General features: G+C 70.7%; 17 protein-coding genes. 12 read left to right on the top strand and 5 right to left on the bottom strand.

Annotated elements, in window-relative coordinates; all coding sequences use genetic code 11:
• Positions 1 to 414 carry a hypothetical protein gene (locus ABZ877_RS16765; RefSeq protein ID WP_361071095.1) on the bottom strand — a complete coding sequence of 138 codons (414 nt, stop codon included), beginning with the start codon at positions 412 to 414 and terminating at the stop codon, positions 1 to 3.
• A gap of 196 nt (positions 415 to 610) precedes the next feature.
• On the opposite strand from ABZ877_RS16765, the gene ABZ877_RS16760 reads away from it, so the two are divergent.
• A complete protein-coding gene (locus ABZ877_RS16760) occupies positions 611 to 1,111 on the top strand; it encodes a DinB family protein (RefSeq protein WP_361070938.1) in 501 nt (166 codons plus the stop codon).
• A gap of 210 nt (positions 1,112 to 1,321) precedes the next feature.
• Positions 1,322 to 3,034 (top strand): glycoside hydrolase family 18 protein, encoded by a 1,713-nt coding sequence (locus ABZ877_RS16755; RefSeq protein ID WP_361070936.1) that lies wholly within the window; start codon positions 1,322 to 1,324, stop codon positions 3,032 to 3,034.
• 63 nt (positions 3,035 to 3,097) lie between these two features.
• Here ABZ877_RS16755 and ABZ877_RS16750 read toward each other — a convergent pair whose 3' ends face one another.
• Both ABZ877_RS16750 and ABZ877_RS16745 read right to left on the bottom strand, forming a co-directional pair.
• Positions 3,098 to 3,550, bottom strand: coding sequence for an OsmC family protein (locus ABZ877_RS16750; RefSeq protein WP_361070933.1), 453 nt, complete (start codon positions 3,548 to 3,550; stop codon positions 3,098 to 3,100).
• A 19-nt stretch (positions 3,551 to 3,569) separates the two neighbouring features.
• Entirely contained in the window at positions 3,570 to 4,436 is an 867-nt protein-coding gene (locus ABZ877_RS16745) for a GntR family transcriptional regulator (RefSeq protein WP_361070930.1), read from the bottom strand.
• A 194-nt stretch (positions 4,437 to 4,630) separates the two neighbouring features.
• Here ABZ877_RS16745 and ABZ877_RS16740 point away from each other — a divergent pair, with 194 nt between their 5' ends.
• From ABZ877_RS16740 to ABZ877_RS16720, 5 genes are read left to right on the top strand one after another with little or no spacing between them, the layout of a single operon-like run.
• A complete protein-coding gene (locus ABZ877_RS16740) occupies positions 4,631 to 5,902 on the top strand; it encodes an extracellular solute-binding protein (RefSeq protein ID WP_361070927.1) in 1,272 nt (423 codons plus the stop codon).
• A 38-nt stretch (positions 5,903 to 5,940) separates the two neighbouring features.
• Positions 5,941 to 6,909, top strand: a complete 969-nt coding sequence (locus ABZ877_RS16735; RefSeq protein WP_361070924.1) for a sugar ABC transporter permease — start codon at positions 5,941 to 5,943, stop codon at positions 6,907 to 6,909.
• Positions 6,906 to 7,745 (top strand): carbohydrate ABC transporter permease, encoded by an 840-nt coding sequence (locus ABZ877_RS16730; protein WP_361070921.1) that lies wholly within the window; start codon positions 6,906 to 6,908, stop codon positions 7,743 to 7,745. The genes ABZ877_RS16735 and ABZ877_RS16730 overlap by 4 nt, the downstream gene beginning before the upstream one ends.
• Positions 7,746 to 7,800: 55 nt before the next feature.
• Positions 7,801 to 9,366, top strand: a complete 1,566-nt coding sequence (locus ABZ877_RS16725) for a beta-N-acetylhexosaminidase (protein ID WP_361070918.1) — start codon at positions 7,801 to 7,803, stop codon at positions 9,364 to 9,366.
• Entirely contained in the window at positions 9,363 to 10,787 is a 1,425-nt protein-coding gene (locus ABZ877_RS16720) for a cellulose binding domain-containing protein (RefSeq protein ID WP_361070916.1), read from the top strand. The genes ABZ877_RS16725 and ABZ877_RS16720 overlap by 4 nt, the downstream gene beginning before the upstream one ends.
• A gap of 277 nt (positions 10,788 to 11,064) precedes the next feature.
• Here the strand turns inward: ABZ877_RS16720 and ABZ877_RS16715 are convergent, their stop codons facing one another.
• Together ABZ877_RS16715 and ABZ877_RS16710 are read right to left on the bottom strand one after the other, a co-directional pair.
• Positions 11,065 to 11,562 (bottom strand): cupin domain-containing protein, encoded by a 498-nt coding sequence (locus ABZ877_RS16715; RefSeq protein ID WP_361070912.1) that lies wholly within the window; start codon positions 11,560 to 11,562, stop codon positions 11,065 to 11,067.
• Between the two features lie 32 nt (positions 11,563 to 11,594).
• A complete protein-coding gene (locus ABZ877_RS16710; protein ID WP_361070910.1) occupies positions 11,595 to 12,398 on the bottom strand; it encodes an alpha/beta fold hydrolase in 804 nt (267 codons plus the stop codon).
• A gap of 218 nt (positions 12,399 to 12,616) precedes the next feature.
• On the opposite strand from ABZ877_RS16710, the gene ABZ877_RS16705 reads away from it, so the two are divergent.
• The 5 genes from ABZ877_RS16705 to asnB all read left to right on the top strand — a co-directional run bounded on the left by ABZ877_RS16705 (position 12,617) and on the right by asnB (position 22,810).
• On the top strand, positions 12,617 to 16,873 hold the full coding sequence (locus ABZ877_RS16705) for a discoidin domain-containing protein (RefSeq protein WP_361070908.1): 4,257 nt from the start codon (positions 12,617 to 12,619) through the stop codon (positions 16,871 to 16,873).
• 119 nt (positions 16,874 to 16,992) lie between these two features.
• The gene (locus tag ABZ877_RS16700; protein ID WP_361070905.1) at positions 16,993 to 18,027 is read left to right on the top strand and encodes an aldo/keto reductase; all 1,035 of its coding nucleotides are present in this window, start codon (positions 16,993 to 16,995) and stop codon (positions 18,025 to 18,027) included.
• Between the two features lie 63 nt (positions 18,028 to 18,090).
• Positions 18,091 to 18,861 carry a Clp protease N-terminal domain-containing protein gene (locus ABZ877_RS16695; protein ID WP_361070902.1) on the top strand — a complete coding sequence of 257 codons (771 nt, stop codon included), beginning with the start codon at positions 18,091 to 18,093 and terminating at the stop codon, positions 18,859 to 18,861.
• Between the two features lie 90 nt (positions 18,862 to 18,951).
• Positions 18,952 to 20,574 (top strand): phosphoglucomutase (alpha-D-glucose-1,6-bisphosphate-dependent), encoded by a 1,623-nt coding sequence (gene pgm, locus ABZ877_RS16690; RefSeq protein ID WP_361070899.1) that lies wholly within the window; start codon positions 18,952 to 18,954, stop codon positions 20,572 to 20,574.
• 394 nt (positions 20,575 to 20,968) lie between these two features.
• Positions 20,969 to 22,810, top strand: a complete 1,842-nt coding sequence (gene asnB, locus ABZ877_RS16685; RefSeq protein ID WP_361070896.1) for an asparagine synthase (glutamine-hydrolyzing) — start codon at positions 20,969 to 20,971, stop codon at positions 22,808 to 22,810.
• Positions 22,811 to 22,915: the final 105 nt, after the last annotated feature.

Here is a 22,915-nt window from a genome sequence, read left to right as displayed (position 1 = left end):
TCACACCGAGGCGTGGACGCGGGCCCGCACGGCCGTCCGGGCCATGCGCAGGGCGTCCACGGACTCGGCGAGGAGTTCGTACTCGGTGGTCTCGTCGCGGGTGGCCACGCGCACCAGCCGGCCGCCCGCCAGTTCCTCGGCGACCCGCTGCTGCTGGAGCGTGTCGGCGCACCATGCGCGGAGCAGGGCGGGCACGTCGGTGGTGTCGTCGGCGAGCGGCATCAGGGCGCCTTCGGGCATGTGCGGCAGGCCGGGGTGCGGGTCGAGGCGCTCGGCGATCCACGAGGCGCGGTCGCGCAGCCACCAGAGGGCGAGCGGCAGGGTCGGCGCGCGATAAGTGCCGAGGGGAACTCCGACACGTCGCCCGCCGCAGATTCCGTATGCGGTGACGTGGCACAGGAATTCGTCGTGCACGATCTCCCCCATGGCCCGGTGCCTGGCGGATGCACCGGTCGGAAATGGATCAGCCACCTTCGAAGAGAATTCAACCGTCCCTCCTGTGAAGTATCGGCACTGCGAACGCACTGTCACCACGCTTTTCACGCCAGTCTCGGGCCGTGTTCCGGCGCGCCGTTGGCCGAAATCGGCGGGCTCGGCGAAACTGCACGTCATGCGCTCACATGACGTACTCATCGAAGGCTACGGCCGTATCAAGGAAGTGGTTCACGCCGTGGTCGAGGGCCTTTCCCCCGACGAACTGCACACCCGTCCCGGTGACGGCGCGAATTCCATCGCCTGGCTCGTCTGGCATCTCACGCGCGTGCAGGACGACCACATCGCGGACGCCTCGGGCGGCGACCAGATCTGGCTGACCCAGGGCTGGGCCGACCGCTTCGCCCTGCCGCTGCCCGCGACCGACACGGGCTACGGGCACAAGCCCGAACAGGTCGGGCAGGTCCGAGTGGAGTCCGGCGAGATGCTGCTCGGCTACTACGACGCGGTGCACGAGCGGACGCTCGGCTTCCTGGGCGAGCTGAAGGACGACTCCCTCGACCGCATCGTCGACGAGAACTGGGACCCGCCGGTGTCGCTCGGCGCACGGCTCGTCAGCGTCCTGTCGGACGATCTCCAGCACGCGGGCCAGGCGGCGTACGTACGCGGACTGCTCTGAATCCCCCGCACCCTCTCGCATCACCTGAGTCAACGGCGCCGGACGATGAGTCCGGCGCCGTTCGCGCGTCCGGGACCCGGGCGGAGGGTCAGGCGTGTCAAAGGTCTTGACAACTCGATTGGTCTGGACCAACTTTGGCGCACAACGGTGGCCACCGTGCAAGACACCTCTGACTTCCCCATCCCCACCTCTTCCCCCCGGAGGCACCCCGTGCACCGTGCACGTCATGGCAGACCCGGCGTCCGCCGCTGGCTCGGCGGCGCGCTCGCCGTCACCTCGGCCGCGGCGCTCGGCGTCACCGCTCTCGCCGCTCCCGCGCAGGCCGCGGACGTCAACGTCGCCAAGAACGCCGGCTTCGAGGCGGACCTGGCCAACTGGACCTGCACCGCGGGCAGCGGCGCGGCCGTCTCCTCGCCCGTGCACGGCGGCGCCAAGGCGCTGAGGGGCACCCCGTCGGGCCAGGACAACGCCAAGTGTTCGCAGACCGTCGCGGTCAAGCCCAACTCCACGTACACGCTCAGCAGTTGGGTGCAGGGCGGCTACGCCTACCTCGGCGCCAGCGGCACCGGCACGACCGACGTGTCCACCTGGTCGCCGGGCAGTTCCTCCTGGCAGCAGCTCACCACCAGTTTCAAGACCGGCGCGAACACGACGTCGGTGACCGTCTACACGCACGGCTGGTACGGGCAGAGCGCGTACTACGTCGACGACGTGAGCGTCTACGGGCCCGACGGGGGCGGCGGCAGCGACCCGGTCGAGATACCCTCCGTGCCCACCGGGCTCGCCGTCGGCGCGACCACCTCCTCGTCCGTCGACCTGTCCTGGACCCCGGCGTCCACGGCCAGCGGCTACAACGTCTACCGGGACGGCACGAAGGTCGCCTCGGTCACCGGCGCCTCCACGACCGTGACGGGGCTCGCGGCCAGCACCTCGTACAGCTTCCAGGTCAGCGCCGTGAACTCGGCCGGTGAGTCGGCCAAGTCGGCCGCCGTGACCGCGAAGACGGCCGCGACCGGGGGCGGCAACCCGGGCGGCGGCACCGTGCCCAAGCACGCGCTGACCGGCTACTGGCAGAACTTCGACAACGGGGCGACCGTCCAGAAGCTGCGGGACGTGCAGTCGCAGTACGACATCATCGCGGTGTCCTTCGCCGACGCCACGACCACGCCGGGGCAGATCACCTTCAACCTCGACCCGGCCGTCGGCTACGCCTCCGTCGCCGACTTCAAGGCGGACATCGCGGCCAAGCACGCGGCCGGCAAGTCCGTGATCCTCTCGGTCGGCGGCGAGAAGGGCAGCATCTCCGTCAACAGCGACGCCTCCGCGACCGCCTTCGCGAACAGCGCGTACGCGCTGATGCAGGAGTACGGCTTCGACGGCGTCGACATCGACCTGGAGAACGGCCTCAACTCCACCTACATGACGAAGGCGCTGCGCCAGCTCTCCGCGAAGGCGGGCTCGAAGCTGGTGCTCACGATGGCGCCGCAGACCATCGACATGCAGTCCACGTCGGGCGAGTACTTCAAGACGGCGCTGAACGTGAAGGACATCCTCACCGTCGTCAACATGCAGTACTACAACAGCGGTTCGATGCTCGGCTGCGACGGCAAGGTCTACAGCCAAGGCTCGGTGGACTTCCTCACCGCGCTCGCCTGCATCCAGCTGGAGGGCGGCCTCGACCCGTCGCAGGTCGGCCTCGGCGTCCCGGCGTCGACGCGCGGCGCGGGCAGCGGCTACGTCTCCCCGACCGTCGTCAACAACGCGCTCGACTGCCTGACGCGCGGCACCGGCTGCGGCTCGTTCAAGCCCGCGAAGACCTACCCCGGCCTGCGCGGCGCGATGACCTGGTCCACGAACTGGGACGCGACCGCCGGAAACGCCTGGTCGAACGCGGTCGGGCCGAAGGTGCACAGCCTGCCGTAGTCCGTACTCCGCAGGAGGTGCCGCCGGTTCCGACCGGCGGCACCTTTGTGTCTCCCCGCGCGGTCAGCCGGCCGTTCCGCCCCCCATGAAGAGCACCGTCCCGTCCGGGCCCCACGCCTCCACCCGCGCCCCGTGCTCCACCGTGCGGCTGACGGTGCAGTACTTGTCGTGGGTGAGGCGGATGCCCTTCTCCAGGATCTCCGCGGTGCGGGTGTCGCCCTCGGGGATGTCGATCTCGTAGGAGACGCGGACCGTGCCGACGCGGCCGTCGTCCTCGGGGCGGGAGACCGACTCGACGACGATGCGCAGGTCGTCGTGGTCGGCGGTGCGGGCGGTGCGGTCGACGACGAGTCCGCCGCAGCCGCCGAGCGCGGCGAGGAGAAGTTCGACGGGGGTGAAGGAAGGTTGGGAGCCCTCGGCGTCGGCGGGGGCGATGCGGACCTCGGCGCCGCGTGCGTTGCGGGCGGTCCAGTCGCGCTCGCCGTTGCGGACGGTTTCGATGCGGTAGTCGGCCATGGCGGAACCGTAACGACCTTCAGGGCGCCTGCTGCACATCGCCGCGCGTCGAGGAGGCGACCGTGTCGCCGTGCGCGAAGTCGCCGGGCGGGATGCCCGGGTGGTGCCCGGCCACCGGCGCGGCGGCGGTCGCGGTGGCGGCGGGGCCGAGGGTGAGCCGGGAGACGATGCGGTAGCGGTCGCCCCGGTAGAGGGAGTGGACGTACTCGACCGGGCGGCCCGACGTGTCGGAGGTGAGCCGCTCGAAGAGCAGCGCCGGGGACAGCTCGGGCACGTCGAGGAGGTCGGCCTCGGCGCGGGTGACGACGGTCGGCTCGATGGCCTGGACGGCTTCGCGGACGTGTACGTCATGGTGTTCGCGCAAGTGGGCGTAGAGGTCGCCGCTCTCCAACTCCTGAGCGCTCAGGCCCGGCACCAGGTCCGCCCGGATGTGCAGGTGCTCGATGGCCATCGGCGCCCCGTCGACCAGGCGCAGCCGGGCCACGTACACGATCTTCGCCGCCGGTGAGAGCCGCAGCTTGCGGCCCACGCGGGCGCCCGCCTGGATCGTGGTGAACTCAAGGAGCCGGCTCGACCAGGCGCCGGCCGCCTGCGGCACCGAGAGCGCCTGTTCCCGCGCGACCAGCTCCTGCGTGATCTTCTCGGGGGCGACGAACATGCCCCGCCCGTGTTCGCGGACGAGAAGGCCGGAGGCGACCAGTTCGTCCACCGCCGCGCGCAGTGTGGGCCGGGAGACGCCGAGGCGGGCGCAGAGCGTCCGCTCGGAGGGGATCGCGTCGCCGGGGCGCTGCGACTCGATGAGCTCCAGGATGTGGTCCCGCACCCGCTCGCGCTTGAGCACCGCCCCCGACGCGTCGGGGTTCTCGACCGTCCCGTCGGCGTTCACTCCGCCCCCTCGTCCCGTACGACCAGTTGTCTGACCAGTTGACCACGGCGCGGCCTTGATCGACAACAACTCCCCAACTGGTCGCTGTTTCCCAGGGGGTTGACGCGCTCAGTGGTCTATGCCAGCTTTCTCCACCACCAGAGGTCACCTGACCAGTTGGTCAACTGGTCAGGTCCGGCTCCCAGAGGTGAACCGTGAAGCTCCGTATGCTCGCCGGTCTGTCCGCGCTGGTCGCGGCCGCCGGGCTCAGCGCCTGTAGTTCGTCCTCCTCCGACGACGGGAAAGCCGGAAGCGGCGGGCGGACCGGCATCGACGTGTGGCTGATGCGCGACAGCGTCTCGGCCGACTTCCAGAAGGAGTTCGAGAAGGGCTTCGAGGCCGCACACCCGGACATCGACGTGCGGATCCAGATCCAGGAGTGGGACGGCATCGGCGAGAAGGTCACCGCCGCCCTCGCCAGCAATGACGCCCCGGACGTGATCGAGACCGGCAACACGCAGGTCGCCCAGTTCGCCCAGAGCGGCGGCCTGCTCGACCTCTCCGACAAGGTCGGCGAACTCGGCGGCGAGGACTGGCTGAAGGGCCTCGCCGAGCCGGGCGCGTACGAGGGCAAGCAGTACGGCATCCCGTACTACGCGGCCAACCGGGTCGTCATCTACCGCACCGACCTGTTCGAGAAGGCCGGCGTCGACGCCACGAAGATCAAGACCCGTGAGCAGTGGATCGCCGCCACCAAGAAGCTGAACAAGGGCGGCCAACAGGGCATCTACCTGCCGGGACAGAACTGGTACACGTACTCCGGGTTCGTCTGGGACGAGGGCGGCGACCTCGCCACCGAGTCCGGCGGCACGTGGAAGGGCACCCTGTACACCCCCGAGGCGCTGCGCGGCATGGCCTTCTACCAGCGGCTCCAGGCGCTCGGCAAGGGCCCCAAGGACTCCGACGAGGCGCAGCCGCCGCAGGCCGAGGTCATGGCGAAGGGGCAGGTGGCGCAGGTCATCAGCTCGCCGGGCGGCGCCAATGTCGTCGTCCAGAGCAACGCCGCCCTGAAGGGGAAGCTCGGCTTCTTCCCGATCCCCGGCAAGACGGCCGACAAGCCCGGCGCCGTGTTCACCGGCGGCTCTGACCTCGTCATCCCGACGGTGTCGCGCCACCACGACGCCGCGTACACCTTCGTCAAGGAGCTGACCGGCGACGCCTGGCAGAAGAAGCTCGCCGTCGCGATGAGCTACGTACCGAACAAGACGACGCTCGCGGGCGCCGTCGCAAAGGACCCCGGCGCCTCCGCGATGGCGGTCGGCGCGGCCGAGGGGCACGCGACGCCGAACACGCCGAACTGGGCCGCCGTCGAGGCGAAGAACCCGATCAAGGACTACATGACAGCGGTCCTGGCGGGCGGTGATCCGGCGAAGGAGGCGAAGAAGGCGTCCGAGGCGATCACGTCGGCGATGAACTCCGGCTCCTGAACGCACCCCCGGCAAGGAAGACGAAAGGAGTGTGCGCCGTGTCGGTCGTCCGCGAGCGGACCGCGCCCCGCCCCCTCACCCGGCCGCCCCGGCGCCCCCGGCGCCCGGCCCGCCGCGCCACCATGTCCGGCGTCTGGCCGTACCTGCTGGTGGCGCCCGCCGTCCTCGGCATGCTGTACCTGCTGGTGTATCCGCTGGGCCGCGCGGTCCTGATCTCCTTCCAGGACTTCGGCCTGCGCCAGCTCATCCTCGGCGACGCGCACTTCACCGGGTTCGACAACTACACGACGCTGCTCTCCGACCCCCGGTTCTGGACCGTCGTCCGCCGCACGTTCCTCTTCATGGCGATCAACGTCGTCCTCATCATGGCGCTCTCGACGCTCGTGGCGCTGATGGTCGAGCGGCTCGGCCGGGTCTGGCGCACCGCCGTGCTCAGCGCGCTCGTGCTGACGTGGGCGATGCCGGTGGTCGCGGCGACGACCGTGTTCCAGTGGCTGTTCCACTCGGAGTTCGGCATCGTCAACCACGCCCTGACCGGCCTGGGTTTCTCGTCCTTCGCGGGGTATCCGTGGCTGGCGCACGGCCCGGCCGCCTTCGCCATCCTCGTCACGCTCGTGGTGTGGCAGTCCGTGCCGTTCGCCGCGATCACCCTGTACTCGGCGCTGACCACGGTCCCGGCCGAGCTGCACGAGGCCGCGCGCATCGACGGGGCGTCCGGCTTCCGCGTCTTCCGCTCGGTGACGCTGCCCATCGTCCGGCCGATCTTCATGCTCGTGCTCTCGCTGGAGGTGATCTGGACGTTCAAGGCGTTCGTGCAGATCTGGGTGATGACGCGCGGCGGACCTGGCGACGCGACGACCATCCTGCCGGTGTACGCCGTCCAGACCGCCCTGTCCGGGCAGCACTACGACCTCGGCTCCGCGGCCTCGATGGTGACGGTGCTGCTCATGTCGGGCGTCCTCGTCGCCTACTTCCGGCAGATGTTCCGGCAGGAGGGCGAGCTGTGACAACGCCCTCACGCACCCTGCGCCGCCTCCCGCTGCACCTCGCCGCGACGGTCACGATCGTCGTCTGCCTCTTCCCCGTCTACTGGATGGTCACGACGGCGTTCAAGCCGAACCGCGACATCCAGTCCGACCACCCCCGGCTCCTCCCGCGGAGCTGGACGCTCGACCACTTCCAGCGGGCCGTGCACGCCGACGGATTCGGGCTCTTCTGGCGCAACAGCGTGCTCGTGACCCTCAGCGCGGTCCTGCTCGCCCTGCTGGTCGCGCTCGGCGCGTCGTTCGCGGTGGCGCGGATGCGCTGGCGGGGGCGGCGGCAGTTCATGCTCATGGTGTTCGTCGCGCAGATGGCGCCCTGGGAGTCGCTGATCATCCCGGTCTACATCATCTCCCGCGACACCGGGATGCTCGACCGGCTGCCTACCCTCACCCTCGTCTACTTCATGATCACGCTGCCGTTCACCATCGTGGTCCTGCGCGGCTTCATCGCGACGATCCCCGCCGAGCTGGAGGAGTCGGCGCAGGTGGACGGCTGCACGCGGACCGGGGCCTTCCGCCACATCGCGTTCCCGCTGCTCGCACCGGGTCTGATGGCGACCTCGCTGTTCGGTTACATCACCGCCTGGAACGAGTTCGCGTACGCCAACTTCCTCATCATCAAGCAGCAGGACCACCGGACGCTGCCGGTGTGGCTGTCCTCGTTCCACAACACGTTCGGCACCGACTGGGGCGCCACGATGGCCGCCTCCACCCTGTTCGCGCTGCCCGCGCTGGTGATCTTCCTGCTCCTTCAGCGGCACGTCACGTCCGGCTTCGCGGCCGGCGCCGTCAAGGGCTGAGCGCCCGTCCTCGAACGCCCGCCCGTGCTCCCCCGTCGTCGTCCGGAGGTCCGCCGTGCCCGCTCACCGCCCGTCCCTCGTCCCTCTGCCCACACAGCTCTCCTACCGCCCCGGCCATTTCACGATCGAGCCCGGCACGACGGTCCGGGTCTCCCCCGGCGCCGAGCCCGCCGCCGCCCTGCTCCGCACGCTGCTCGCCCCTGCCACGGGGCTGCCGCTCGCCGCCTCCACCGACGGCTCCTTCGTGCTCGCCCTCGACCCCCAGCTCAACGGGCTCGGCGAGGAGGGGTACGGCCTGACGGTCGCACAGGACGCGGTGCTCTTACGGGCCGCGCACCTCACCGGCCTGCTGCGCGGAATCCAGACCGTGCGCCAGCTCCTGCCCGCCAAGGCCCTGTGGGGCACGGCCCAGCCGGGCGTCGCCTGGCGTGTGCCCTGCGTCGAGATCACCGACGTGCCCCGGCACCCCTGGCGCGGCTTCATGCTCGACGTGGCCCGGCACTTCCAGCCGGTGTCGCAAGTGCGCCGCTACGTCGATCTGTTGGCCCTGCACAAGCTGAACGTGCTGCATCTGCACCTCACCGACGACCAGGGCTGGCGGATGCCGGTCGCCGCGTACCCGCGCCTGACCGAGGTGGGCGGACGGCGCGCCGAGTCAATGGTCGGCCCCGCCGGGAGCACCGTCTTCGACGGCATCCCGCACGAAGGGGCGTACACGCGGCGGGAGTTGACGGACCTCGTGGCGTACGCCGTCGAGCGGGGCGTCACCGTCGTGCCGGAGACAGAGATGCCGGGGCACTCGCGGGCCGCGCTCGCCGCGTATCCGGAGCTGGGCACCGTTCCCGGGCGGCGCCTCGACGTGTGGACGCGGTGGGGCGTGTGCGAGAACGTCCTCGGTGTCCACGAGGAGGTCTTCGCCTTCTGCCGCGCCGTCCTCGACGAGGTCTGCGACGTCTTCCCCTCGTCGCACGTGCACATCGGCGGCGACGAGTGCCCCACCACCGAATGGGCGGCGAGCCCGGCCGCGCGGGCGCGGGCCGCCGCCGAGGGCCTCGCCGACACAGCGGCCCTACGCGGCTGGTTCCTCGGCCGCGTCGGGGAGTTCCTGACCGAGCGCGGCCGCGTGCCGACCGCCTGGGCGGAGAACGGCGAGGGGCTTCCCCCGGACTTCACCGTCATGACCTGGCGCGACCCCGAACACACCCGCATCGCGCTCAAACGCGGCCACACGGTGATCAGCGCCCAGCACCGCGCGAGCTACCTGGACTACGCGCAGTCCTGCTCCCCCGACGAACCGCAGGGACAGCCCGGCGCCGTCGTCGACCTGCGCGCGGTCCACGACCACGAACTGCCGGACGACAGCGACACGGCGGGCCGGCTCCTCGGGACGCAGGCGCACCTGTGGACCGAGTTCGCGCCGACCGCAGCCCACGTGGACCGGCTCGTCTTCCCCCGACTGTGCGCGCACGCCGACCGCGCCTGGCACGGCTCCCCCTCCTGGCCGGGGTTCCGCGAACGGCTCACCGCGCACGCGACCCGGCTCGCCGCTCTCGGCGTACGGCACGGGCCGCTCGAACCGCACCTCCCCGTCCCCCACCGTTCCGGAAAGGAACTGTCATGACGAAGAAGGCACCACGCAAGGCCGTGCTCGGCAGGGCCGTCACCGCCGCCGTCGCCACCGCGCTCGGCTGCGCCGGCCTGGTCGCGCTCCCGTCGGCGGCCTCCGCCGCCGCGGGCGATCTCACCGTGCAGTACCACACCGGCAGCACCGGCAGCGACCAGGCCGAACCGTGGCTGAAGGTGCGCAACTCCGGCAGCACGAGCGTCGCGCTGAGCGGTGTGAAGGTCCGCTACTACTTCAAGGCCGACACCGCGAGCGCCACGTACCGCTTCGCGTGCTCCTGGGCCGTCAAGGGCTGCGGGAACGTCACCGGCACGTTCGGCACCCTGGCCAAGCCGACGGCGACCGCCGACCGGTATCTGGAGATCGGCTTCACGTCCGGCGCGGGCTCCCTCGCGGCGGGCGCCGACACCGGCGATCTGCAACTGCGGTTCTACCGCTCCGACTGGCAGTCGCTGAACCAGAACGACGACTACTCGTTCGGCGCGGCGCAGACCTCGTACGCGAACTGGTCGAAGGTCACCGCGCAGCTCGACGGCGCCCTCGTCTGGGGCACGGCGCCCACGGGCAACGACCCGGGCGATCCCGGTGATCCGGGCGACCCGGGCACGCCCGGCGGCTCGCTGTTCGACGACTTCAATTACAGCGCGTACAACGACCCGAAGATAGCGGCGCACGGCTGGACCGTGCGCTCCAACTCCGGCGGCCCCGGTGTGCCGGGCGCGACCTGGGCCCCCGACAAGGTCACCTTCCCCATCTCGGGCGGCAACGCCGTGATGAACCTGGAGACCTCGACCTCCGGGACCGGCGAGAGCACGAAGCAGACCGAAGTGCTCACCAAGGCGCTGAAGTTCAGGAACGGGACGTACGCGGCACGCGTGAAGTTCAGCGACGCGCCGAAGAGCGGCCCGGACGGGGACCACCTGGTGCAGACGTTCTTCACGATCAACGATCTGAAGGCGCCGATGGCCGACGACTACGCCGAGTACGACTTCGAGTACCTGCCGAACGGGGGCTGGGGCGAGCCGTCGAACATCCTGTACACGACGTCCTGGGAGACCTACAACCCGGACCCGTGGCAGGCGGTGAACCAGCACACCGAGAGCCGGCAGTCCTACGCGGGCTGGCACGACCTGGTCGTCACCATCGACAACAGCTCCATCCGGTACTACGTGGACGGGCAGGTGTTCGGCACCCACGACGCCGCGTACCTGCCGGAGCGGCCGATGTCGATCAACTTCAACCAGTGGCTGATCGACCTGGCGGGCCAGAGCAGCACCAGCCCGCGCGCCTACGACCAGCAGGTCGACTACGTCCTGCACGTGAAGGACCAGGTGCTCACGCCCGCGCAGGTGGCGGCGAAGGTGGCCGCGTACCGCTCGGCCGGCACCACGTTCGAGGACACGGTCCCGGGGGCCTGACCTGCCCGGCCCGACGGGGCGGGGAGCCCGCGCGCCCCACACGCGCGGGCTCCCCCAGTGGTGCTTCCCCTCCCCAGGCCGGCCGCCGCGGGAGTCCGGCGACCGCCTGCGGCAGAGTCTGCCGTGGGCGCGGCGGGATCTCATCCCGGACCCCCGCCTTTCGGTAACCTTGTGTGTTGAATCAGTGGCGAGAAGTGACGGAACCGGAGCCTCGGGACCCTTGCGCCAGGGCGGGAGCGGGGGTGCGGAACCCGCCGTCTGGCTTGATCCCTTACTTTCAAGGACGGCCGGAAGTCTGTCCTGGCAAGCGCTCTCCACAGCGGCCGCAGAACCGCGCGTCGGCCTCCTCGGTGACCCGTCCGCACGCGCTGCACACGCGCGGAAGCAAACAAGGCGCTTCGCCGCCCTCGGCCGTGCCCCCCGCCGGGGCGCGGCCGATCGTCATGCCGGGGCGCCTGCGGTGCGCGGTGACGTAGACGAGCCCGTCGTCGCCCGCGCTGACGGCGCGCCGCTCGCCGCGCGGGACGAAGACGAGCGTGCCGGGCGCCAGCTCCTCCTCCGTGCCGGCCCGGTGCAGGGTGCCGTGCCCCTCGACGACGATGAGCAGGACGTCCAGGTCGTTCTCGACGTACGCCTCGCCGCGCGTCCCGGGCCGTACGCGGACCACGTTGGAGTCGAGCTGGCGGGCCGCGCCCTCCAGGCGCCAGAGCGCGCCGGTCGCCCCCGGGTCGGCGGTGGCGAGGAGTTCTTCGAGCAGGACGTGGGCGGCGGGCATCGCGCGGGCTCCTCCGTAGGGGGCTGGGCGGGTCAGGCCGACGGGCCGTCGGCGGTCTGTGCGTTCAGGAAGGCGAGGACCGGCGGCGTCGCCTCGTCCGCGTACTCCTCGAAGTAGGCGTGCCGCCCGCCGGGGATCAGCAGGAGCCGCGCGCCGGGGATCCGCCCGGCGATGAGCGGCGCGTTCGCCGTCGGGTTGAAGTCGTCGTCGGTGCCGTGCACGACGAGGGTCGGGGCGGCGATCCGGGGCAGCGCGTCCCAGGCGTCGTGGCGGGCGCTGGCGCGCAGATGGCGGCGGCGGGCGTGGGCGGGCATGGCCGGATCGCCGAGCGTGTGGAACGGCCCGCCGTGCTTGGCGACGTACGCGGGCGTGTACATCAGGTCCAGCAGCGCGGCGCGCGAGACGGCCGGGTTTGGGTCGGCCAGCGCCTTGCGGACGGCGGGGCCGCGCTCGACGCCGTGCGGCGCGCCCGGCGACGTACAGCCGAGGACGAGGCGGTCGACGCGGCCGGGGTGGTCGACGGCAAGCCATTGCGCGACGCGGCCGCCCATCGACGTCCCGTACACATGGGCGCGGCCGATCCCCGCGTGGTCGAGGACGGCGACGGCGTCGCGGGCGAAGTTCTCGGTGCTGTACGTGTCCGTGTCGGGCCGGTCGCTGTCACCGGTGCCGCGCCAGTCCATGACGACGGTGGTGAAGGCGGCGGCGAACCGGTCGAGGACCGGCTCCCACCAGCGGTGACTGTTCGACTGACCGGCCAGCAGGAGCAACGGGGCGCCGCTGCCGCGGACTTGGTAGTGGAGGGCGGCGCCGTCGGCCGCGTGCGCGAGGGACATGGTCCTCCATTGTCCCTCATCGCAACTATCTCTGTTCAAACGGTGGACTCGGCAACACCGCTCTGCAATTCTCCAACAACTGAACGCAAGAAACCGATGTTCATCTTGTTCGATCCATAGGTCACTCGCTTCACTGCACGGGACGGTGCAGGGACAGGGGCAGCATGATCGGCCAGTTTTCGCTCAGATCCAGGTGGCGGGGCAGGAGGCGCGGCCTGATGGTCGCGCTCCTCGCGCTCGCCCTGGCGTTCCTCGGCCTGCCGGCTGTGTCGGTGGCGGCCTCGGGCGGCCCGAACCTCGCGGCGGGCGCCCCGGCGAGGGCGAGCAGCGCGAAGTCCGGGTACGAGGCGGCGAGGGTCAGCGACGGCAACGCCGCGACGTACTGGGAGAGTTCGGGCTCGGACCTGCCGCAGTGGGTGCAGGTCGACCTCGGGAGGACGGCCCGCGTCGACGAGGTGGTCCTGCGGCTGCCGGGCGCCTGGGAGAGCCGCGAGCAGACCGTGGCGGTGCAGGGCAGCGCGGACGGCACCGCGTTCGACACGCTGAAGGCGGCGGCCTCGTACACCTTCGCGCCGGGCTCGGCGAACACGGTGACGGTGTCGTTCGCGGCGACGCAGACCCGCTATGTGCGCGTCGTGGTCAGCGCCAACACGGTGTGGCAGGCCGCCCAGTTGGCGGAGCTGGAGGTGCACGGCGCGGGTGAGTCCTCGACCAACCTGGCGCGCGGCAAGACGTTCACGGCCAGCTCGTACACGCAGACGTACGCGGCGCCCAATGCCGGGGACGGTGACGTCGCCAGCTACTGGGAGTCCAAGAACGACGCGCTGCCGCAGTGGGTCCAGGTGGACCTCGGCGCATCCGTGCGCGTGAACCGCGTCGTGCTGCGCCTGCCGACGGGCTGGGAGACGCGGACGCAGACGCTCTCGGTGCGGGGCAGCACCGACGGCACGAACTTCAGCGACCTGGTCGCGTCCAAGGCGTACGAGTTCAGTGCGGCGGGCGGGCAGGCGCAGACGCTGTCGTTCGACACGGTGACGACGCGCTATGTGCGGGTCCAGGTCACCGCGAACACCCGGCAGCCCGCCGGGCAACTCTCCGAGCTGGAGGCCTACGGGCCGACGACCGGGGACACCGAGGCACCGGGCGCGCCCAGCGGCCTCGCCTACATCGAGCCCGCGACCGGCCAGATCAAGCTGACCTGGAAGGCGGCGACGGACAACGTCGGCGTGACCGGCTACGACATCTACGCCAACGGCACCCTGCGCGCCTCGGTGGACGGCTCCGTGCTGACCTACACCGACACCCAGCCGGCGTCGGCGACGCTCACGTACACCGTCCGCGCGAAGGACGCGGCGGGCAACCAGTCACCCGACTCCAACTCGGTGACGCGCAAGGGCGACTCGGGTGACACGCAGGCGCCGACCGCGCCCGGCAACCTCGCCTTCACCGAGGCGACCAAGGGCCAGATCAAGCTCACCTGGCAGGCGTCGACCGACAATGTGAAGGTCACCGGGTACGACCTCTACGCCAACGGCACGCTGCTGAAGTCGGTCGCCGGGGACGTCCTCACCTACACCGACTCCCAGCCCGCGTCGGCGACGGTGACGTACACCGTGCGCGCCAGGGACGCGGCGGGCAACCAGTCGGCGAGCAGCAACGCCGTCACGCGCAACGGCTCCACGACCGACGCGGCGAACCTGGCCGTGCGCAAGCCGGTCACGGCGTCCTCCTCGACGCAGACGTACGTCGCCGAGAACGCGGTCGACGACAGCACCAGCACGTACTGGGAGGGCGGCAGCGGCTACCCGAACACGCTGACCGTGAAGCTCGGCGCCAACGCGGATGTCTCCTCGGTCGTCCTGAAGCTGAACCCGGACGCCGCCTGGGCCACCCGCACCCAGAAGATCGAGGTGCAGGGGCGGGAGCAGAAGGCGTCGGACTTCACGACGCTGAGCGCGGCGAAGGAGTACACGTTCAACCCGGCGAGCGGGAACACGGTGGCGATCCCGGTCACCGCGCGCGTCGCGGACGTACGGCTCGTCATCACCGCCAACTCCGGCGCTCCCGCCGGGCAGATAGCGGAGTTCCAGGTCCTCGGCACCCCGGCGCCCAACCCCGACCTCCAGGTCACGGGCGTCACCTCGGCCCCCTCCTCGCCGGTCGAGTCCGACAGGATCACCCTGTCGGCGACGGTCCGCAACACGGGCAGCGAGGCGAGCGGCGCCACGACCGTGGACTTCAAGCTCGGCTCCGACAAGGCCGGCTCCGCCACCGTGGGCGCGCTCGCGGCCGGGGCGACGGCGACCGTCAGCGCCGACATCGGGGCGCACGACGCGGGCACCTACCAGGTCGGCGCGGTCGTCGACCCGGACAACAAGGTCGTCGAGAGCAATGAGGGCAACAACGCCTACACCAGCCCGACGGCTCTCGTCGTCAAGCCGGTGACCAGCGCCGACCTCATCGCCTCGCCGGTCTCCTGGTCGCCGAGCGCACCCGCAGAGGGCTCCACGGTGACCTTCTCGGTCGCCGTCAAGAACCAGGGCAACCAGGCCAGCGCGTCCGGCGGCCACGCCCTCACGCTCACCGTCGCCGACTCCGGCGGCACGGTCGTGAAGACGCTGACCGGCTCCTACGACGGGACGATCGCGGCCGGTGACACGACCGCGCCGGTCAAGCTCGGCACGTGGACGGCGGGCAAGGGCAAGTTCACGGTGAGGACCGTCATCGCCGCCGACGCCAACGAGCTGCCGGTCAAGCGCGACAACAACACCACATCGCAGCCGCTGTTCGTCGGGCGCGGCGCCAACATGCCGTACGACACCTACGAGGCGGAGGACGGCTCGGTCGGCGGCGGCGCGAAGGTGCTCGGCCCCAACCGCACGGTCGGTGACCTGGCGGGCGAGGCGTCGGGCCGCAAGGCCGTCACCCTCGACTCCACCGGCGCCTACGTCGAGTTCACCACCAAGGCGCCCACCAACACCCTCGTCACCCGCTTCTCCATCCCGGACGCGGCGGGCGGCGGTGGCCGCACCTCCACGCTCAACGTCTACGTCGACGGCAAGTACCTCAAGGCCATCGACCTGACCTCGAAGTACGCCTGGCTGTACGGCAACGAGACCGGGCCCGGCAACTCCCCGAGCGCGGGCGCGGCCCGGCACATCTACGACGAGGCGAACCTGCTCCTCGGCCAGACCGTCCCGGCGGGCAGCAGGATCCGGCTCCAGAAGGACGCCGCGAACGACACCACGTACGCGATCGACTTCGTCAGCCTGGAGCAGGCGACGCAGTTGCCGAACCCGGACCCGGCGGCGTACGCGGTCCCGACCGGGTTCTCGCACCAGGCCGTGCAGGACGCCCTCGACAAGGTCCGCATGGACACGACGGGCAAGCTCGTCGGCGTGTACCTGCCGGCCGGTGACTACGAGACGTCGAACAAGTTCCAGGTCTACGGGAAGGCGGTGAAGGTCGTCGGCGCCGGGCCGTGGTTCACCCGGTTCCACACGCCGACGTCGCAGGAGAACACGGACGCCGGGTTCCGCGCGGAGGCCAGCGCCAACGGCTCGACGTTCGCGCACTTCTCCTTCTTCGGGAACTACACCTCCCGGATCGACGGTCCCGGCAAGGTCTTCGACTTCTCGAACGTCGCGGACATCACCATCGACGACGTGTGGAACGAGCACACGGTGTGCCTGTACTGGGGCGCCAACACCGACCGGATCACGGTCAAGAACTCCCGGATCCGGGACACGTTCGCCGACGGCGTCAACATGACGAACGGCTCGACCGACAACCACGTCGTGAACAACGAGTCCCGGGCGACCGGCGACGACAGCTTCGCGCTGTTCTCGGCGATCGACGCGGGCGGCGCCGACGAGAAGAACAACGTGTACGAGAACCTGACGTCGCTGCTCACGTGGCGCGCGGCGGGCATCGCGGTGTACGGCGGCTACGACAACACGTTCCGCAACATCCTCGTCGCGGACACCCTCGTCTACTCCGGTGTCACCATCAGCTCGCTCGACTTCGGCTATCCGATGAACGGGTTCGGCACCGGTCCGACGACGCTGGAGAACAGCTCGGTCATCCGCTCCGGCGGCCACTTCTGGGGCGGGCAGACCTTCCCGGGCATCTGGATGTTCTCGGCGTCGAAGGTGTTCCAGGGCATCCGCGTCACAGGCGTCGACATCGTCGACCCGACCTACAGCGGCATCATGTTCCAGACCAACTACGTGGGAGGCCAGCCCCAGTTCCCGATCAAGGACACGATCCTGACCGATGTGACGACCACGGGCGCGCGCAAGAGCGGTGACGCGTACGACGCGAAGTCCGGCTTCGGCGTGTGGGCGAACGAGATGCCGGAGGCGGGCCAGGGCCCGGCCGTCGGTGAAGTCACGTTCAAGAACCTGAAGTTGAGCGGCAACGCGGTGGACATCCGCAACACGACGTCCACGTTCAAGATCAACTTGCAGCCGTAGCGTACGCCGCTTCACCAGCCGCCCCCTAAAGGAACTGAGGTTCCTTTATGGGGCGGCTTCCTGCTACAGTCGCCGCACGCACTAACGGAACCACAGAACCGTTTACGAGGGAGACTGTCATGGAGTACCGCCGGCTCGGGACCTCTGGCCTGAAGGTCCCCGCGCTCAGCTTCGGCGCCGGGACGTTCGGCGGGCGAGGACCCCTGTTCTCCGCCTGGGGCACCAGCGGCGTCGCCGAGGCGCGGCGCATGGTCGACCTGAGCCTGGAGGCCGGGGTCACCATGTTCGACACCGCCGACGTCTACTCGGACGGGGCGTCGGAGGAAGTCCTTGGCGCGGCGCTCAAGGGCCGCCGCGACCGGGCCCTCATCTCCACGAAGGCGGCCCTGCCGACGGGCGACGGGCCGCAGGACGCCGGGGTCTCGCGCTCACGCCTGATCCGTTCGGTCGAGGCGGCGCTGCGCCGCCTGGACACCGACCACATCGACCTCTTCCAGTTGCACGCCTACGACGCGGGCACACCCGTCGAGGAACTCCTCGCCACCCTGGAGGACCTGGTCCGGGCGGGCAAGATCCGCTACACCGGCGTCTCCAACTACGCGGGATGGCAGCTGATGAAGGGGCTCGCCGAGGCCGAGAAGCACGGGCGGCCGAGGTTCGCCGCACACCAGGTGTACTACTCGCTCGTCGGCCGCGACTACGAGTGGGAGCTGATGCCGCTCGGCCTCGACCAGGGCGTGGGCGCCGTGGTGTGGAGCCCGCTCGGCTGGGGGCGGCTCACGGGGAGGATCCGGCGCGGGCGGCCCCTGCCCGCCGACAGCCGTCTGCACCGGACGGCACAGTTCGGCCCGCCGGTCGAGGACGAGCACCTGTACCGGGTCGTCGACGCGCTGGACGAGATCGCCGAGGAGACCGGGAAGGCGATCCCGCAGATCGCCATCAACTGGCTGCTGCGCCGCCCCACCGTCTCCTCGGTGCTCATCGGGGCGCGCGACGAGGAGCAGTTGAAGCAGAACCTCGGCGCCGTGGGCTGGGAGCTGACGCCTGATCAGGTGGCCCGGCTGGACGCCGCGAGCGAGGTCAAGGCGCCCTATCCCTACTACCCCTACCGGGTCCAGGACGGCTTCCGGCAGCTCAACCCGCCGGCCGTCTGAGCCGCGCCGAGGCCATGTCAACCCAAGGTTGACACCCCCTTACTGTCAACCTACGGTTGTCACATGACGCAACCAGTCGCCTCCACCCATCCCGTACGCCTCGACGATCTGATCGAGGCCATCAAGAAGGTGCACACCGACGCGCTCGACCAGCTCCAGGACGCGGTGCTCGCCGCCGACCACCTCGGGGACGTGGCCGACCACCTGATCGGGCACTTCGTCGACCAGGCCCGCCGCTCCGGCGCCTCCTGGACCGACATCGGCAAGAGCATGGGCGTCACCCGGCAGGCCGCGCAGAAGCGCTTCGTCCCCAAGGGCGCCGAGTCCGAGATCGACCCCAGCCAGGGCTTCAACCGCTACACGCCCCGCGCCCGCAACGTGGTGATGGGCGCACAGAACGAGGCCCGCGCCGCCCAGAACGCCACCATCACCACCGCCCACCTCGCCCTCGGCCTGCTGCACGAGCCGGACGGCCTGGCCGCCAAGGCGATCCGCGCGCAGGACGTGCTCCTGGACTCGGTGCGCCAGGCCGCGACGGCGGCCCTGCCCCCGGCCGTCGAGGACGGACCGGAGCTCGTTCCGTTCGACGCCGACGCCAAGAAGGCCCTGGAGCTGACGTTCCGTGAGGCGCTGCGCCTCGGGCACAACTACGTCGGCACGGAGCACATCCTGCTCGCGCTCCTCGAACAGGAGAACGGCGCCGGGGTCCTCAGCGGCCTGGGCATCGACAAGGCCGCCGTCGAGCGCCACGTCCTGGCCGCCCTCGCCGCGATCGTCGAGGCCCGCGAGAGCGCGGCCGGCGAGGCGGGCGAGGCGGCGGGCGGGAACGCCTGACCCGCAGGGCACCGCCCCGCGCCGGCCGGACCCGCCGACGCGGGGCGGTGCCTTCGGCCGTCCCATCGCCGCAGGTGGGACACTGTTCGTATGACTGACCGCTCAGGAACCCCCGCCCTGCCGGACGATCTCGTCGACGTGAGTGAGCTGGTCGACGCCTATTACACGAGGGAGCCCGACGTCTCCCGCCCCGAGCAGCGCGTCGTCTTCGGCACGAGTGGCCATCGCGGCTCCAGCCTCGACGGCGCCTTCAACGAGAAGCACATCGCGGCGATCACCCAGGCCATCGTCGAGCACCGCGAGGCCGAGTCGATCACCGGCCCGCTGTTCGTCGGCCCGGACACGCACGCCCTGTCCAAGCCCGCCCTGAAGACGGCGCTGAGTGTGCTCGCGGCGCACGGTGTACGCGTCATGGCCGACGCCCACGACGGTTTCGTGCCGACGCCCGCGCTCAGCCACGCGATCCTGCGCTGGAACCGCGACGAGCCCGCCGACCGCGCCGACGGCATCGTGATCACGCCGAGCCACAACCCGCCGCGCGACGGCGGCTTCAAGTACAACCCGCCGCACGGCGGCCCCGCCGACTCGACGACGACCTCGTGGATCGCCCAGCGCGCCAACGAGCTGCTCGAGGACCCGAGTTGGACGCCGCGCACGGCCGATGACCCGGCCCCCGAGCCGTACGACTTCCGTGAGCGCTACGTCGAGGACCTGCGGACCATCATCGACGTGGACGCCATCCGGGAGGCGGGCGTGCGCATCGGCGCCGACCCGCTGGGCGGCGCGAGCGTCGACTACTGGGCGCGGATCGCCGAGATGTACGAGCTCGACCTCACGGTGGTCAACCCCGAGGTGGACCCCACCTGGCGGTTCATGACGCTGGACTGGGACGGCAAGATCCGGATGGACCCGTCGTCGGCGCCCGCGATGGCCTCCGTCCTCGCCCGCCGCCACGACTACGACCTGCTCACCGGCAACGACGCGGACGCCGACCGGCACGGCATCGTCACCCCCGACGCGGGCCTGATGAACCCGAACCACTATCTGGCCGTCGCCATCCACTACCTGTTCTCGCACCGGCCCGAGTGGTCGCGGTCGGCGGCGGTCGGCAAGACGCTCGTGTCGAGCGCCGTCATCGACCGCGTCGCCGCCTCGCTCGGCCGCGAACTCGTCGAAGTGCCCGTCGGCTTCAAGTGGTTCGTGCCGGGCCTGGTCGACGGCTCGGTCGCGTTCGGCGGCGAGGAGAGCGCCGGGGCGAGCTTCGTACGCAAGGACGGCAGCGTCTGGACGACGGACAAGGACGGCATCCTCCTCGCCCTCCTCGCCGCCGAGATCCTCGCGGTGACGGGCAAGACGCCGTCCGTCTACTACGCCGAACTCGCCGAGCGGTTCGGGGCGTCCGGCGCCGCGTACGCCCGGATCGACGCCAAGGCGACGAAGGAGCAGAAGGCCCGCCTGGCGAAGCTGTCCGGCGACGCCGTCACCGCCGACACCCTCGCCGGGGAGCCGATCACGGCCCGGCTCAGCGAGGCGCCGGGCAACGGGGCGGCGATCGGCGGCCTCAAGGTGACCACGGAGAACGCCTGGTTCGCGGCGCGCCCCAGCGGCACGGAGGACGTGTACAAGATCTACGCCGAGTCGTTCCGCGGCGCGGACCACCTGGCGCAGGTGCAGTCGGAGGCGCAGGCCATCGTGGACGCGGCGCTCGGCTAGACCGCTGGAACGCTGGACCGCTCCGGATGCCGGGGCATCGAGCTGCTCACGGGCCGGCGGGCCCGTGAGCACGCCCGGCAAGGATTGATCAAAAATTTGCCGTTGGCCGGATCGCATTGGTCGCCTCAGGCAACCGGATGCCTCGACCGCGCAAGACAGGGGATTTGCGGAGGGGATCATTCCGATCACCCTTCGACGCGCGGCCGAAACCCTCCGGTCCGCCCCCTCCGCGATGTTGCGGCCACATTGACCGACCCCACCGCCATGTCACACGCTCGACACATAGATGCCGTCTACAACGGAATCGGTGCCGGGCTCCCCGTGTCTGCTCGACCGCAGGTCAACGGTGCCGCGACCGTTGTCCACGGCGGAACGGGAAGCAGGAGGAACACATATGTGTGGCATCACCGGCTGGCTCTCCTTCGACCGCGACCTGCGGGGCTCGGCCGACGCGTTGCATGCGATGACGCAGACGATGGAGTGCCGCGGCCCCGACGACCACGGCACCTGGATCGAGGGTCCCGCGGCGCTCGGTCACCGCAGGCTCGCCATCATCGACCTGCCGGGCGGACGGCAGCCCATGACGGCGTCGGTGCCGGGCGGCACGGTCGCTCTCGTCTACTCGGGCGAGACCTACAACTACACCGAGCTGCGCGCCGAACTCGCCGCGCGCGGCCACGAGTTCAGGACCGACTCGGACACCGAGGTGGTACTGCGCGGCTATCTGGAGTGGGGCGAGGAGCTGCCCGCCCGGCTCAACGGCATGTACGCGTTCGCCGTCTGGGACAGCCGCGTCGAGAAGCTGTTCATGATCCGCGACCGCATGGGCATCAAGCCGTTCTACTTCTACCGGACGCCGGACGGCGTGCTGTTCGGCTCCGAACCCAAGGCGATCCTCGCGAACCCGCTCGCCAAGGCGCGGGTCACCCTGGACGGCTTCCGCGAGTTGTTCACGTTCGTGAAGACTCCGGGCCACGCCGTGTGGGACGGCATGCACGAGGTGGAGCCGGGCACGGTCGTCACCGTCGACCGCTCCGGGCTGCGCAGCCGCCCGTACTGGACGCTGGAGACCCGCGCCCACACCGACGACCGGGACACGACCATCGCCACCGTGCGCGAGCTGCTCGACGACATCGTGCGCCGCCAGCTGGTCTCCGACGTGCCGCGCTGCACGCTGCTCTCCGGCGGTCTCGACTCCTCGGCGATGACCGCGATCGCGGCGCGCCAGCTCGGGCGGCAGGGCGAGACCGTACGCAGCTTCGCGGTCGACTTCGTCGGCCAGGCGGAGAACTTCGTCGCGGACGAGTTGCGGGGCACCCCCGACACCCCGTTCGTGCACGACGTGGCGCGGCTCGCGGGCACCGACCACCGTGACATCGTGCTCGACTCGCACGCGCTCGCCGACCCGGAGGTGCGGGCCAAGGTGATCCGCGCCCGTGACATCCCCGCCGGCTTCGGCGACATGGACGCCTCGCTCTACCTCCTCTTCCGGGCCATCCGCGAGCACTCCACCGTGGCCCTGTCCGGCGAGTCGGCGGACGAGGTGTTCGGCGGCTACCTGCAGTTCTTCGACGAGGAGGCCCGCACCGCCGACACCTTCCCCTGGCTGGTGCGGATGGGGCGGCACTTCGGCGACGACGCGGACGTGCTCCGCCCCGACCTGAGCAAGAGCCTCGACCTCGCCGGGTACGTCGCCGACAGCTACGCCGACGCGGTCCGCTCCATCCGGCGCCTGGACGGCGAGAGCGACTTCGAGTACCGGATGCGCCGCATCTGCCACCTCCACCTGACCCGCTTCGTCCGGGTCCTGCTCGACCGCAAGGACCGGGCGAGCATGGCGGTGGGCCTGGAGGTGCGCGTGCCGTTCTGCGACCACCGGCTCGTGGAGTACGTGTACAACACGCCCTGGGCGCTGAAGTCGTTCGACGGCCGCGAGAAGAGCCTCCTTCGCGAGGCGACGGCGGACGTGCTGCCGAAGTCGGTCTACGACCGGGTCAAGAGCCCGTACCCGTCGACGCAGGACCCGAAGTACGCGATCGCGCTCCAGGACCACGCGAAGGACCTGCTCGCGCGGCCCTCGCACCGTGTCTTCGACCTCGTCGACCGCGAGCGCGTGGCCCGTGCCGCGCACCGCGAGGGGCCGCAGATCAGCCAGGCGTCGCGGCGCGGTCTGGAGCGCACCCTGGACCTCGCGCTCTGGCTGGACATGTACGAGCCGGAGCTGGCCCTGGACTGAGCGCCCGGCCGGAAAGAGGGTGGCGGACCGTCACGCGATGTGCCTACGATCCACGGCAGCATCGCGTGCCGGTCACCGTCCGGGTGAGGCATGGAGGTGCCGGAG

This window comes from Streptomyces sp. NPDC046939 (assembly GCF_040644575.1).
Classification (GTDB): domain Bacteria; phylum Actinomycetota; class Actinomycetes; order Streptomycetales; family Streptomycetaceae; genus Streptomyces.
The sequence above is the reverse complement of the archived record's forward strand: the minus strand, read 5'-3'. Positions and strand labels throughout refer to the sequence as shown.

What these genes read in the sequence shown, in the direction of transcription:
- ABZ877_RS16720 (WP_361070916.1), top strand. Translation starts at nt 9,363, where the DNA reads ATGACGAAGAAGGCACCACGCAAGGCCGTGCTCGGCAGGGCCGTCACC.
- asnB (WP_361070896.1), top strand. Translation starts at nt 20,969, where the DNA reads ATGTGTGGCATCACCGGCTGGCTCTCCTTCGACCGCGACCTGCGGGGC.
- ABZ877_RS16695 (WP_361070902.1), top strand. Translation starts at nt 18,091, where the DNA reads ATGACGCAACCAGTCGCCTCCACCCATCCCGTACGCCTCGACGATCTG.
- ABZ877_RS16700 (WP_361070905.1), top strand. Translation starts at nt 16,993, where the DNA reads ATGGAGTACCGCCGGCTCGGGACCTCTGGCCTGAAGGTCCCCGCGCTC.
- ABZ877_RS16750 (WP_361070933.1), bottom strand. Translation starts at nt 3,550, where the DNA reads ATGGCCGACTACCGCATCGAAACCGTCCGCAACGGCGAGCGCGACTGG.
- ABZ877_RS16705 (WP_361070908.1), top strand. Translation starts at nt 12,617, where the DNA reads ATGGTCGCGCTCCTCGCGCTCGCCCTGGCGTTCCTCGGCCTGCCGGCT.
- ABZ877_RS16710 (WP_361070910.1), bottom strand. Translation starts at nt 12,398, where the DNA reads ATGTCCCTCGCGCACGCGGCCGACGGCGCCGCCCTCCACTACCAAGTC.
- ABZ877_RS16760 (WP_361070938.1), top strand. Translation starts at nt 611, where the DNA reads ATGCGCTCACATGACGTACTCATCGAAGGCTACGGCCGTATCAAGGAA.
- pgm (WP_361070899.1), top strand. Translation starts at nt 18,952, where the DNA reads ATGACTGACCGCTCAGGAACCCCCGCCCTGCCGGACGATCTCGTCGAC.
- ABZ877_RS16715 (WP_361070912.1), bottom strand. Translation starts at nt 11,562, where the DNA reads ATGCCCGCCGCCCACGTCCTGCTCGAAGAACTCCTCGCCACCGCCGAC.